Genomic DNA, 13,015 nt, shown 5'->3' with positions numbered 1-13,015 from the left:
GGAAGTACCGCCGCCGCTGGGACCGGTCCAAGGGTGGAGTGAGCTCCTACGAGCTGACCTCGGCCACCTGCGCTGCCAGCGTCGTCAGTTCCACCGGCTCCGGACGGGCCGCCGTGCTCTTGATCTGCACTGCGGAACCCGTCCGGGCCGAAGCCAGCATGGACTCCATCACTTCGAGGACGTGGTAGGCCAACTGACCGCCGGCCCGCGGCTCGGAGCCCTGTGGTGTGGCGACGAGGTCCGCGATCCCGAAGCCACGCCCGGAGTCGACGTAGCCCGCCGAGACTGGCAGTGTCTGCCAGTCGTCGGCGCCGAGCGGGAATACCTGGACTTCGCCGTCGAAATGGTTTGGGTCGGGCACCGCCAGGGAACCGCGTTCCCCGTGGATTTCGATGTTGGGTGACTTGGACTTCACGGCGTCGAAGCTCATCAGCAGCGTGGACAGCGCACCGGAAGCGTGCACCAGCACCCCGGTGACATGTGAGTCCACAACCACCGGCACCGTCTCGCCAGCCCGCGGCCCGGATCCGATGGTCCGCTCGCTGCGGGTGTGGCTCGCAGCGCCGACCACGGAGACGACAGGACCCAGCAGCGTGACCAGCGCGCTCACATAGTACGGACCCATGTCCAGGAGGGGGCCGCCGCCGGGCTGGTAGTAGAAGTCCGGGTTCGGGTGCCAGCGCTCATGGCCGGGCGTCACCATGGTGGCCGTTGCGCTGATCGGCGCGCCGATCAGGCCGTCGTCGATCGCCTTGCGGGCCGTCTGGATCCCGGTGCCGAGCACTGTGTCAGGGGCGCAGCCGACGACGACGCCCGCCTCGCGTGCGGCCTCCAGCACCTGCCGGGCCTCGGCAGTGGTCGCCGCGAGCGGCTTCTCCCCGTAGACGCTCTTTCCGGCGGCGATTGCCTTGAGGGCGACATCGGCGTGGGCGGCAGGGATGGTCAGATTGAGGATGAGGTCGACGTCGTCCGCGGCCAGGAGGCCGTCCACGGAAAGCGCGCGGACGCCGTCGTAGTCGTCCGCAACGGCCTGCGCCCGGGCCGGATCCAGGTCGGCCACGGCTACCAGTTCGATCTGTTCAAGCCGGCGGAAGTTCGCGAGGTACTGGGCAATGATCGCGCCGCAGCCAATGATTCCTACTCTTGTGTGCTCTCCTGCGTCTAGCGACTTGCCCACAGCAGGCCCCTTTCGATGATGGTGCGGACGTTGGTGTCCTGGAGGATGTCGACGTGGTGGCCGGGGGTAGTGACGAAGATCCGGCCCTTGCCCCACTGGCGGGTCCAGATGGCCGGTGAGGTCACCTCGCGGTGCCAGGGGTCCCAGGCGCGGACCTTCTGGGTGGTGGTGGCCAGGACGTCGATGTAGTCGTCAGCCAGGACCCAGTACTGTTCGGTGACGAGTTTGAAGTCGCCGATGCCTTTGGTGATGGGGTGGTCGGCGGCGGCCGGACGCATGTTGACGGTATACGGCACGTAGTTGTCGGACTGCTCGCCGATGCGTTCGTCCGGGTGCTTGCCGGGGTGGCAGGCGAACTGGCCGCCAATCAGGTGCAAGTAGTCGGAGTTGTTGCGGTAGGAATCCGCGATTCCGCCGTGCCAGCCGGCCAGGCCCGTGCCGTTTTCGACGGCGGCCCGCAGTCCCTCGAACTCGTCCTTTTCGATCGTGGTCATGGTCATGCACTGCATGATCAGGTCTACTCCGGCCATATAGGCGGCGTCGGCGTAGACCTTGGGTGATTCCTCGACCCGGACGTCGTACCCGTTGCTTTTCAGGTATGGGATGAACAGTTCGGTGGCCTCGAAGGGCTGGTGGCCGTCCCAGCCGCCGCGCACCACCAGGGCGGATTTTCGTTCGGTCATATCAGGGTTTTCCTTTGGTTAACAGGTGTGGGCGGTTTAGCGGGTGGTGAAGGCGGCGTCGAATGCTGCGGCGGGCGGGGCGATGGCCGCGAGGTCCTTGACCAGGGCGAGCGCTTGCGGCGCGCCGGTCAGCCGGTCCATGCCGGCGTCTTCCCATTCGATGCTGGTGGGGCCGGTGTACCCGATGGCGTTCAGGGTGCGGAAGATCCTGTTCCACTGCACGTCCCCGTGGCCCGCAGTGACGAAGTCCCAGCCGCGGCGCGGATCGGCCCAGGCCAGGTGCGAGCCGAGCCGGCCGTTGCGCCCGTCAAGCTGGCGCACGGACTCCTTCACGTGCACATGCAGGATGTGGTCGGCGAAGTCCTGCAGGAACATCACCGGGTCCAGGTCCTGCCAGATGAAGTGGGACGGGTCGAAGTTCAGGCCGAAGGTGGCCCGGTGACCGATGGCTTCCAGCGTGCGCTTGGTGGTCCAGTAGTCGTAGGCGATCTCCGACGGATGCACCTCGAGGGCAAAGCGGACACCCACCTGGTCGAAGACGTCGAGGATGGGGTTCCACCGGTCGGCGAAGTCCCGGTATCCGGCGTCGATCATGGCCTCCGAAGCGGGCGGAAACATCGCCACGGCTTTCCAGATGGAGGACCCGGTAAACCCGGTTACGGTCTTCACGCCAAGCCTGGCCGCGGCCCTGGCGGTGTCCATCATGGACTGCGCCGCCCGGGCACGCACGCCCTCTGGATCGCCGTCGCCCCAGACCTCAGGTGTCAGGATGCCTTGGTGGCGTTCGTCGATAGGGTCATCGCAAACGGCCTGGCCGGTCAGGTGGTTGGCGATGGCGAAGACTTGGAGGTTGTTCTTCTCAAGAATGTCCAGGCGTCCCTGGACATAGGAATCGTCTTCGGCGGCGCGGCGCGGATCCAGATGGTCGCCCCAGCAGGCGATCTCCAGGCCGTCAAAGCCCCACTCGCCGGCGAGCCTGGCCACCTCCTCGAAGGGCAGATCGGCCCACTGGCCGGTGAACAGCGTAATGGGTCGCGTCATCGCGTTTCCTTGTTCTGCAGTCATTGTTCTCAGACTTTCTGCCATTGGCTGGAGTTGGCTGCACTGGCCTCTACGGCGGCCAGCACGCGCTGGACCTGCAGGGCATCTGCGAAGGATGGTTCCGGCTGCGTGCCCTGGGCAAGCGCGTTGACGAGGTCCACCACCTGGTGGGTGAAGCCGTGTTCATAGCCGAGACCATGCCCGGTGGGCCACCAGTTGCCGACGTAGGGGTGCTCGGGTTCGGTGACGAAAATCCGGCGGAAGCCGGCGTCGGGGGATTCGGCAGCATCGTAGAACGAAAGGGCGTTCATGTCCTCGAAGTCGAAGGCCAGGGACGCTTTGGTGCCGTTCAGTTCCAGCCGCATGGCGTTCTTCCGCCCCAGCGCGTAGCGGGTGGCTTCGAAGACGCCGACGGCGCCCGCGGAACAAGCGCCCGCGGAACCAGCGCCCGCGGAAGCAGCGCCGCCGTCGAACCGCGCGCTGAAGATGGCGGCGTCATCCACGGTGACGGCCCCGCGCGGTGCGTCCTGGCCGGCGTCGCCGTGGCCGCCCAGGCCCACCAGGTCCCCGGCCAAGGGGCGCTCCGGAACGAACGTTTCCAGCAGCGCGGAGACGCCGGTGATCCTCTGCCCGGTGATCCACTGGGCTGCGTCGATGCTGTGCGCTCCGATGTCCCCCAGGGAGCCGGACCCGGACTTGCTCCTGTCCAGCCGCCAGGTCATGGGGGCGTTCTCATCGGACAGCCAGTCCTGCAGGTACTGGGCGCGGACATGCCGGATGGTCCCCAGCCGGCCTTCGTCCACCATCCGTTTGGCCAGTGCGAGCGCGGGTGTGCGGCGGTAGCTGAACCCGCACATCGCAAAGACACCCCGTTTCCCGGCAGCCTCAGCCACAACGGCCATCCGCTCTGCCTCCTCGACGGAGTTGGCGAGCGGCTTTTCGCAGAGCACGTGCTTGCCGGCCTCGAGCGCGGCGGTCGCGATCTCGGCATGGGTGTTGCCCGGGGTGCAGATGTCGATCAGGTCGATGTCGTCGCGTTCGATCAGTCGGCGCCAGTCGGTTTCAGTCGACTCCCAGCCGAGCTTGTCCGCGGCTGCGCTGACGCCGCTGGCATTCCGGCCGGCGACGGCGGTGAGCTCGGGGTGCAGGGGCAGGTCGAAGAAACGGGGTGCTGTCCGCCAGGCATGTGAATGGGCTGCTCCCATGAACGCGTAGCCCACCATCCCGACCCGCAACGGCTTTGCGGTTGTCATCCAATATCCTTTCGTGGAAATCCGTGTGGTTACAGCTGAAGCCGGTTACTTGCTGAAGCCGGCCGTTAGCCCGCTGATCAGTTGGCGCCGCGCCACGATGTAGAGCACCAGCAACGGCAGCGTGGCCAGCACCACCGAGGCGAGCACCGCGGGGATGTTGACGCTGAATTCGCCCTGGAAGGTCCATAGCGAGAGGGGCAGCACTCGCGTGGCCGGGCTCTGGGTGAGGATCAGCGGGAAGAGGAAGCCGTTCCAGACGTGCAAGGCGTTGTAGATACCCACCGTGATCACCGCAGGCTTGGTCATCGGCAGGGCCAGCCGCCACAGCATGGCCCAGTCAGAACACCCGTCCAGGCGCATGGATTCGAACAGCTCGTTGGGGACGTCCCGCATGAAGTTCGAGAGGATCAGGACGGAAACCGGAATGGCGAACGCGATGGAGGGCAGGATCAGCGCCAACAGGGTGTCGTACAGGTGGGCTCGGGTGATCATCCAGTAGATGGGGATGATGGTCGCGTGGAGCGGAATAGCCAGGCCCAGAAGGAACAGGTTGTTGGTCCAGTTCACGAACCGGCCCTTGCCCCGGACGATCGCATAGGCGGCCATGAACGAGACGAACAATGCCGGAATGACGGTGCCCAGCGTGACCACGACGCTGTTCAGGAAGTAACGGGCGAAGTCGTTTTCCAGTACCAGTTTGTAGTTGTCCAGCGTCGGCTCGGCGGCGGGAAGCATCGGGTTGGTGGTAAAGAAGCCGGCCTGGTTCTTCAGGCTGGTAATCACCACGTAGTAGATGGGCAGGACGATCACCGCAAGCCAGAGCCAGCCGCCGAGGCCGCCGGGAAGATTTGGGCGTCGCCGTCCGGCGCGCCTGGTGTTCGGGCGAGGGGTGGCCTGGGGGAGGACCGGTGCCCCCGGCGCCGCGGGGAGCTGTGTTGTGGAAGCCATCAGGCTCCTTCCAATTGGCTGTCGTTCCGGTTCTTGCCGCCAAGGCGCTGCAGGAGCAGGGCCAGGCCCAGTCCGATGACGATGAGGATGACCCCCAGGGCGCTCGCGGCACCCATGTCGTTGGCCTTGAAGCCGGTCAGGTACATGTGCAGCGGCAGCAGCCTGGTGCTGTAGCCCGGGCCTCCGCCGGTGAGGACGAAGATCAGGTCGAAGTACGCCAGGCTGCCTACCACCATGAGGGTGGAGGAGGTGATGATGGTGTATTTCAGCTGGGGCAGGGTGATGTTCATGAACTGCCGGACCCGCCCCGCGCCGTCGATCTCCGCGGCCTCATACAGCGAGGTGGGGATCTGCCGCACGCCGCCCTGGTAGATGAGTGTGTGGAAGGGAACGAACTGCCACGCGATGACGAAGACCACCACGAACAGGACGAGGTCGGAGTTTCCCAGCCAGTCCTGGATCAGGAGCGGCACGTGAAGGCCCGGGCCGAGGCCAAAGTTGGGGTCCAGCAGCGCCTTGAAGGCAATGGCGACGGCGGCCGAGGAGAGCAGGAGCGGCAGGAAGTACAGGACGGCGAGCGCTGCCCGGTACTTCTGGCTTCCTGCCGTAAAGACGCCGAGCAGCAGGCTGATGGGTGCCTGGACGATGAACGAGAAGAACATGATCTTGGCGGTCACCAGCAGGGCGTTGCCGGTGACGGGGTCCGTGAGTACCGTGGTCCAGCTGGCGAGGCCCTCCAGCCGGATCTCGCGCAGTCCGTCCCAGTCGGTGAAACTGAGGAAAACGACGCCGGCCAGCGGGACGACGGCGAACACCAGGAAGAAGACAAGGGCTGGCGCTGCCAGCCACCCCGACGGGCCCGCGTCACGGACCCGTCGGCGGTTGGAACTGGTGATGGTCACGCCGCTACTTCCCGATCGTGGCGTTCATCGTGGAGACGAACTGCTCCGGGGTGATCTTCTTGAGGAAGATCTGGTCGAGGTTGGACAGCATCGCGTCGCCCTGCGCGGGGCTCAGCGCCTGGTCCCAGGACAGCGTGAAGCTCGGGGCCCTCTTGGCCAGGCCGTAGACGAAGCTCAGGAAGTCCTTGTCCGGCGAGGCTTCGAGCTTGCTGTCGATCCCGTTGATCACGGGGACGGCGCCGGACCCAATGAGGGCGTCCGTATCGGCGTCGGTGAACATCCCGTCCTTCACGTAGTCGAGGGCGGCCTTCTTCTGTTCATCGGTGGCCTTGGCGGAGATGGACCAGAAGTTGGAGGGGTTGCCCACCACGTTGGCGGGGTCCCCCTTGCCGCCTTCGACCGTGGGGAAGGTGGTGAAGCCGAGCTTGCCGCCGCTGACGAAGCTGCCGGCGTCCTTCTTCATGCCCTGGTAGATCCAGCCGCCCTGCAGGACCATGGCCGCCTTACCCGTGTAGAGCAGGGCCTGGTCGGCGTTGCTGTCCGCGGCGATGGACGAGAAGCCGTTCACGAAGCCGCCGGCGTCCACCAGTTGCTGGATCTTGGTCAGGGCCGCGGTCACGGCGGGATCGGACCAGGCGTTGGGCTTGTCCGCAGCGATGTTCGCAAAGACCTCCGGGCCGCCGATGCGTTCCACGAGGTACTCCAGCCACATCAGGTCCGGCCACTTGGACTGGCCGCCCAGGGAGAACGGGGCGACTCCTGCTTCCTTGAATTTCGGCACGAGCGCCATGAGCTCGTCCCAGGTCTTCGGCGGCTGTGCGCCAATTTTGTCGAAGACTTCCTTGTTGTAGTAGAGGACGACGGGCTGGACGTTGTTGTTGGGCAGGGCGTAGGTCTTGCCGGCGATCTCGCCGTTCTTCAGGACGGAGGGAAGATAGCGGTCCTTCACCTCGGGGTTCTCCTTGATAAAGGCCGAGAGGTCCTCCACCTGGCCCGCATCAACGTAGGACTTCAGGACACCGCCGCCCCATCCGTAGATGAAGGTGGGGCCTTCGCCGGCTCCGACGGCGGTGCGGACCTTGGTCTTGTAGGCATCGTTGGCGAAGAAGTCCAGCTTGATGGACTCGTCGGAGTGTGCGCTGTTCCAAGCCTCGACGGATTTCTGCAGGACCGGCTGGTTTCCGCCCGTCAGGCCCCACATGGAGGCTGATCCGTCACCGGCAGCGGTGGATCCCGCAGGTCCGCTGGAGCCGCAGGCGGCGAGGCTCACTGAGAGGGCGGCCGCTGAGATTGCCATGACGGCAGAGCGCAACTTTCGAGTTGTCATCTACATTTCCATTCATCCATCGGGCTCGACGCTGATAGCCCGGTTATGCGAGTACGGGAGCCCGCCTGGAGTGAGGCGGCACTGCCCATGAATTGTTTGCTGCGACGTTGACCGCGGTTTCGAAATGTTTCGATAAAACTTGCGGTGTGAGATAAAACATAGCCAGCGCAGGCGAATGCGTCAAGAGTCTCCAATGCTCACTACCGCCGCGGGACGTTGACGAAAGCTCGGGGAGGCTACAGACTAAGGTTCGAAATCTTTCGAAAAGGGAGCGGATGTCCAGGATCGAATCACAAGGCAAGCTGACGCTGGCCGCCGTGGCGCGGGAGGCCGGCGTCTCCACGCCCACGGTCTCCAAGGTGATCAACGGCAGGGACGACGTCTCGGCGGACACCCGTGCCAGAGTGCTCACCGCCCTTGCCCGGACCGGGTACCAGTCTCCGCTGCAGCACCGGCGGAACGTTTCCGGGCGCCAAATGGTGGAGGTGGTCATCGACAACCTCGAATCCGGTTATGCCGTGGAAGTGCTCAACGGGGTGGTGGAGTCGGCAGCCGTCTCGGACATCGAAGTTCTGCTGAATGTCACCGGAAAGCAGGGCGCATCAACGCTGACCCCGGAGCAGCGCGCCCAGCGGATCGTCGATGAGGGCCGTTGCGGCATGATCGTCGTGACGTCAGCATTCGGGGATGCTCAGCTGGACGCCTTTCACCGGCGGAAAATCCCTGTCGTGGTCATCGACCCACTCAACCCTCCGCCGGCGGAAGTGGTTAGTGTCGGCGCCAGCAACTGGGCGGGGGGAAAGGCCGCGACCTCCCATCTGTTGGAGCTTGGCCACCGCAGAATCGCTTACCTCGGCGGCCCAGATGCCGCCGAATGCAACCAGGCGAGGCTGCATGGCTATATGGCGGCCATGAGGTCGGCGGGTGTGGGCGTGGAGGACGACTATGTCCTGTCGGGCCAGTTCCGGTCGGAACACGGCGCCCAGGGCATGAAGCAGCTGCTCGGGCTGGACCAGCCCCCCACGGCCATCTTCGCCGGCAGCGACAGCATCGCCATGGGCGTGCTCGCCGAGGCCCGGCGGCAGGGAATCCGGGTGCCTGAGGACATGAGCCTGGTTGGCTTTGACGGTACTTACCAGGCTGAAGAGTCGGTTCCCCCGCTGACCTCGGTTTCCCAGCCGCTGCAGGAGATGGGTGCCACCGCCCTCCGGTTCCTCTTGCGCCAGATGCGCGGCGAGTTGCTGGACTCGCGAAGGGTGGAACTTGCCACCCAGCTGGTGGTCCGGGAGTCAACCGCCCCGCCGCGGGAAGATGAGCCCCGCAAAGACGCCCCGCGTAAAGATGGAGCTATGTCGCGCTAGCCGCTGCCCGGCCACCTCCTGCGGGTTATTCTGTGACCAGTGCCTTCAAGCGAGGGGGAACGTACTTCATGCTGCTCCGGGGGGAAGAGACTGATGATTCGTGCAACGGGTGTCCAGTCGGAGCTTCGGCCTGGTGGCGGCGCCGGCCCTGACTTGGTCGACAAGGCGGATGCATTCTTTGGCAGTCTGGGAGAACGCGGCCGAGTCATAATCCGGCAACTGCCCCTTTCCGTCACTGTGCTGCTGGTAGTTGCCGCAGCCGCCGTCTTCCATCCCGAAACGCTGGCCGACGAACGCTTCCGGCTCGCCTTGCTGGCCCACACCGCCTTTTTTGGACTGAGCGCGGGCGTACCCTGGGGCAGGCTTCCCTCGGGTGCGTACGCCGTGATTCCGGTGCTGGATTGCGTGGCCGTCGGCTTCACACGGGAGGCTGGCGGGCCCAATTTCAACGTTTTGAGCCTCCTGCTTGTCTTTCCGGTGATTTGGCTGTCCGTGGACAGCAACCGGTCCGGCGTCGTCCTCGCCGTGACTGCAACTGTCCTCAGCACCCTGCTGCCCGCAATGGCCTTCGGCACCGCGCTCACCCAGGGGTCGATGATCCGGACGATCTTCCTACCGCTGGTCATGGCCGCCATCGCCGTCACCGCCCACGTGGTGGCGGGCACCCTCTCCCGCCGGCGCGAGGCCCTGGCCAGGAAGGACGCCGCACTTGCGGACACCGCAGCCGAGAGCGTGCGCCAGCAGCGGCTCCTGGACGCCGTGCTCTCCACCGTCAATGTGGGCGTTTGGGTGGTGGATCGGGACGGGCAGGACGTGCTGACCAACAAGGCCCTGCGGACCCATGCCGCACTGTCCGGGCTGACGCCGTCGGGTGACCGGCCGAGCCTGTTCCAGGCGGACCGCACCACTCCCGTTCCGCCGCAAGGATTCCCGACGGCGCGCGCGGCCGGCGGCGAGACGTTCACCGACGAGCTGTACTGGGCCGGCGAGGGTGAGGAGATGCGCGCCTACTCCGTCACGGCCCGCAGCATGGGTTCCATGAACGGAGACCGTTTCGGCGCGGTGGTCACCTTTGCCGAAGTCACGGCCCTGATTCATGCACTGTCGGCCAAGGACAGCTTTGTCGCCACCGTGTCGCACGAGCTCCGCACTCCGCTGACCTCCATCCTCGGCTACCTTGAACTGATCCTCGACGAGCCCGGCCACGAGGACATCGGCGAGGAACTGCGGATCGTGCAGCGCAACGCCAACCACCTGCTGGACCTCGTCAACGATCTGATCGCGGTTGCCTCTGAGCGGATCGAGCTGACCCTGAAGGAGGCTGACGTGGGCAGCCTGCTTGCCGGCGTCGTGGCCTCCTCGCATACCAGGGCCAGCGTCAACGGAGTGGAGCTGGTGCTCGACGTCGAGAAGCCCCTGACCGCGCGCGTCGATCCCGGACGGATCAGCCAGGTGTTCGGCAACCTGGTGTCCAACGCGATCAAGTTCTCGCCGGACGGGGGAACGGTGATTGCGCGTGCCCATCGGGCGGACAGCCATGTTGTCTGTTCCATTGCGGACACCGGCATCGGCATGGACGGGCAGGAGCAGGAACAGGCCTTCACAAAGTTCTTCCGTTCCGCCCGCTCGCGTGAAACGGCCATCCCGGGTGCCGGCCTGGGGCTGCCGATCAGCAAGACCATCGTCGAGGGACACGGCGGTTCCATCAGCCTGCTCAGCGCGCCGGGCAAGGGGACCACCGTCACGGTGAGCCTCCCCGTCTCCTGAGCATGCGGCCCGCCCACGTAAACTGGCAGCATGCGGTTGGTAGCGAGTGACATAGACGGAACGATTCTTGGGCACGACGGAAAAATCAGTGACCGCACCATCCGTGCCTTCCATGCCTGCCGGAGGGCCGGCGTCGAACTCGTCTTTGTCACCGGCCGCCCGCCGCGCTGGCTGCACCCGCTCGAGGAGCAACTGGGCCACACGGGCACGGTGATCTGTTCGAACGGCGCCGTGGTGTGGGACCTCGAGGCGGACAAGGTGGTTTCCGCGCAGACCATGGCCATCGATGACATCTTCGAAATCCGGCGCATCATCAAGAAGCTGCGCCCTACGGCCCTCTTCGCCGCAGAGACCCTCACCGGCTTCCACCTCGAGCCGGGCTTCATCGAAAACGGCTCGAGCGAGCTGCTCGCCGAATTCACCCCTGCCCCGCTGGCCTCGACGCTCACCGCGGAAGACGCCGTCGTCAAGTTTCTGGCGATCGTCCGCGAAGGCACGGCCGACGAGTTCCTCGCCGAGGTGGGCCCCGCCGTCGGGAGCCTCGCCTCGGTAACGCACTCGGCGCCCACCGTCGCCATGCTGGAGCTCGCCGTGCCGGGGATCAACAAGGCCGTCACCCTGGCCGACTACGCCGCCTCGCTGGGAATCGATGCCGCGGACGTTGTGGCGTTCGGCGACATGCCCAACGACATCGAGATGCTCCGCTGGGCTGGCCACGGCTATGCCATGGCCAGCGGCCATCCGGAAGCGATCCGGGCCGCCGGCCAGCAGGCACCCCACTTCGACGACGACGGCGTGGCCCAGATTCTCGAGGAAAAGCTCGCCGCGCTGGGGCTCCAGCTGCCGTAAGCCGGCCGTCGTCCGCCTGCCACCGAACTCCCGGCTGCCGGTCAACTTGCGTTCATGTCCGCCCCATAGGGTGTGGCCTGTTGGGTGAGTGACCGATAGGGGACATCGTGGCCAGGAAAAAGACCAAAAATGCTGTCGAGGCACCGCTGCGTCCCGTGGAGCCCTCCCCGCACTGGTCGGCGCTGCGCGAGGGCGACCGGGTCAGCGTGCTGCTGGCGCCGGGGTTTAAAACCGGCGGACGCGTTTCGGCTATCACGGCCGACCGCACGGTGGTGTGGGTGGATCTCGACGGCGGCCGCGGCCGCACCCTGCTGCACTGCAGCGACGGCGTGGAGATCCTGCCCGCCTGAGGCTGCTCCGTTAGGCTTCGGAAATGACCGGAACCCTGCCTTACTTCTCTGTTCCCGGGTCCGTCTCGGGAGCCGGATCCGAACCAGGGGTGGGCAGGCCGGTGGCTATGGCTCACCGCGGATTTTCGCTGACGGGCCTGGAAAACTCGCTTGCGGCGTTCCGCGCCGCCGTCGAACTTGGTTATTCCCACCTCGAGACGGACGTCCACACCACCTCTGACGGCGTGCTGCTCCTCTTCCACGACCGCACCCTTGACCGGGTCACCGGCGGCCACGGCAGGATTCATGACCTCGCCGCGGCGGAGGTGCGGCGGGTGCGGATTGGCGGGACGGAGCCCGTGCCCACCTTCGACGAACTTGTGGCGGCGTTTCCGGACGCCCGCTTCAATCTGGACGTCAAGGACTGGCACTCAGTGCCCAGCGTGGTGGCCGCGATCGAGCGCCACCAGGTCCACGACCGCGTGCTGATCGCCAGCTTCTCCGACCGCCGGCGCCGCGCGGTCCTTAAGCGGCTCAGCCGCAGGACCGCATCATCGGCGGGGACCCTGGCGAACGCCCTCTTCCTGGCGCTGGGGCCACTGCTGTCCGTTCGCGCGCTGGGGTCCCCGGTGCGTGCCGTGCTGCGACGGGCGCTGCGCGGCGTCGATGCGCTGCAGGTGCCGGTCCGCTACCGGGCCATTCCCGTCATCACGCCCGGATATGTGCGCCGCGCGCATGCGCTCGGGCTGTATGTGCACGTCTGGACCATCAACGATCCCGCCGAGATGCACCGGCTGCTAGACCTTGGCGTGGACGGGATCGTCTCAGATCGCGCCGACCTGCTGAAGGAAGTTCTGCAGGCACGCGGGCAGTGGGGTTAGCTGTTACCTAGCCGCGTCCCAGGCCGGTGCCCGGGTCCTGGTCACCCTCGGAAGGATCTGCGCGCAATTCTTCCGGGTCTGGATCGGGAAGACCGGCCGGGCCGGGCACGCCGCTGGCCGCTTCGGGGGCATCAGTGCCTGCCGCGCCGATGCCGCCGGACGTCGCCGTCCCGGCCGACTCATCTGCTGTCTCCTGGCCTCCGCCCGTCCCCGTGCCCGTGCCCTGCGGCGCGTGGCCCGTGCGGCCGCTTTGCCGCCGACCGTCGTCGTCGTCGCCATCCGTGGCGTTGGAGCCTTCGCTGATGGAGGAATGGACCTGGATGTCCTCGTCGGATGCTCCGGGCTCAGGCACGTGTGCGTCGTCGGTCGGATCGGACGTCTGCGCCAGGTCCTCCATCGCGTTTTCCGCTGCCTTGCCAATGCTGTCGCCGATTCCCATCAGTTTGCTCCTTCGATACGTTCCGGCCGGGCCGGACTGTGCGGCATCTGACTGTTCC

Annotated in this window: 13 protein-coding genes; 5 read left to right on the top strand and 8 right to left on the bottom strand. The window is 66.1% G+C overall.

Annotated elements, in window-relative coordinates:
• Positions 1-46: 46 nt before the first annotated feature.
• From AC1DFE_RS10720 to AC1DFE_RS10690, 7 genes are read right to left on the bottom strand one after another with little or no spacing between them, the layout of a single operon-like run.
• The gene (locus tag AC1DFE_RS10720) at positions 47-1,177 is read right to left on the bottom strand and encodes a Gfo/Idh/MocA family protein (RefSeq protein WP_476905862.1); all 1,131 of its coding nucleotides are present in this window, start codon (positions 1,175-1,177) and stop codon (positions 47-49) included.
• A complete protein-coding gene (locus tag AC1DFE_RS10715) occupies positions 1,162-1,860 on the bottom strand; it encodes a ThuA domain-containing protein (RefSeq protein ID WP_476905861.1) in 699 nt (232 codons plus the stop codon). Before AC1DFE_RS10715 ends, AC1DFE_RS10720 begins: the two co-directional genes overlap by 16 nt.
• A gap of 36 nt (positions 1,861-1,896) precedes the next feature.
• Positions 1,897-2,901 (bottom strand): sugar phosphate isomerase/epimerase family protein, encoded by a 1,005-nt coding sequence (locus AC1DFE_RS10710; RefSeq protein ID WP_476905860.1) that lies wholly within the window; start codon positions 2,899-2,901, stop codon positions 1,897-1,899.
• 29 nt (positions 2,902-2,930) lie between these two features.
• Positions 2,931-4,154, bottom strand: a complete 1,224-nt coding sequence (locus AC1DFE_RS10705) for a Gfo/Idh/MocA family protein (RefSeq protein WP_476905859.1) — start codon at positions 4,152-4,154, stop codon at positions 2,931-2,933.
• A 45-nt stretch (positions 4,155-4,199) separates the two neighbouring features.
• The gene (locus AC1DFE_RS10700; RefSeq protein ID WP_476905858.1) at positions 4,200-5,102 is read right to left on the bottom strand and encodes a carbohydrate ABC transporter permease; all 903 of its coding nucleotides are present in this window, start codon (positions 5,100-5,102) and stop codon (positions 4,200-4,202) included.
• The gene (locus AC1DFE_RS10695; protein WP_476905857.1) at positions 5,102-6,004 is read right to left on the bottom strand and encodes a carbohydrate ABC transporter permease; all 903 of its coding nucleotides are present in this window, start codon (positions 6,002-6,004) and stop codon (positions 5,102-5,104) included. Before AC1DFE_RS10695 ends, AC1DFE_RS10700 begins: the two co-directional genes overlap by 1 nt.
• Before the next feature lie 4 nt (positions 6,005-6,008).
• Positions 6,009-7,331 carry an extracellular solute-binding protein gene (locus tag AC1DFE_RS10690; protein WP_476905856.1) on the bottom strand — a complete coding sequence of 441 codons (1,323 nt, stop codon included), beginning with the start codon at positions 7,329-7,331 and terminating at the stop codon, positions 6,009-6,011.
• Between the two features lie 275 nt (positions 7,332-7,606).
• On the opposite strand from AC1DFE_RS10690, the gene AC1DFE_RS10685 reads away from it, so the two are divergent.
• From AC1DFE_RS10685 to AC1DFE_RS10665, 5 genes are all read left to right on the top strand, one after another.
• Entirely contained in the window at positions 7,607-8,692 is a 1,086-nt protein-coding gene (locus AC1DFE_RS10685; protein ID WP_476905855.1) for a LacI family DNA-binding transcriptional regulator, read from the top strand.
• 93 nt (positions 8,693-8,785) lie between these two features.
• Positions 8,786-10,459, top strand: a complete 1,674-nt coding sequence (locus tag AC1DFE_RS10680; protein ID WP_476905854.1) for a sensor histidine kinase — start codon at positions 8,786-8,788, stop codon at positions 10,457-10,459.
• A gap of 30 nt (positions 10,460-10,489) precedes the next feature.
• Entirely contained in the window at positions 10,490-11,308 is an 819-nt protein-coding gene (locus AC1DFE_RS10675) for an HAD family hydrolase (protein WP_476905853.1), read from the top strand.
• A gap of 107 nt (positions 11,309-11,415) precedes the next feature.
• On the top strand, positions 11,416-11,658 hold the full coding sequence (locus tag AC1DFE_RS10670) for a hypothetical protein (protein WP_476905852.1): 243 nt from the start codon (positions 11,416-11,418) through the stop codon (positions 11,656-11,658).
• 23 nt (positions 11,659-11,681) lie between these two features.
• Entirely contained in the window at positions 11,682-12,518 is an 837-nt protein-coding gene (locus tag AC1DFE_RS10665) for a glycerophosphodiester phosphodiesterase family protein (RefSeq protein ID WP_476905851.1), read from the top strand.
• Between the two features lie 7 nt (positions 12,519-12,525).
• Here the strand turns inward: AC1DFE_RS10665 and AC1DFE_RS10660 are convergent, their stop codons facing one another.
• Positions 12,526-12,957, bottom strand: coding sequence for a hypothetical protein (locus AC1DFE_RS10660; RefSeq protein WP_476905850.1), 432 nt, complete (start codon positions 12,955-12,957; stop codon positions 12,526-12,528).
• Positions 12,958-13,015: the final 58 nt, after the last annotated feature.

Source organism: Arthrobacter sp. 05T423 (assembly GCF_056396245.1).
The sequence above is the reverse complement of the archived record's forward strand: the minus strand, read 5'-3'. Positions and strand labels throughout refer to the sequence as shown.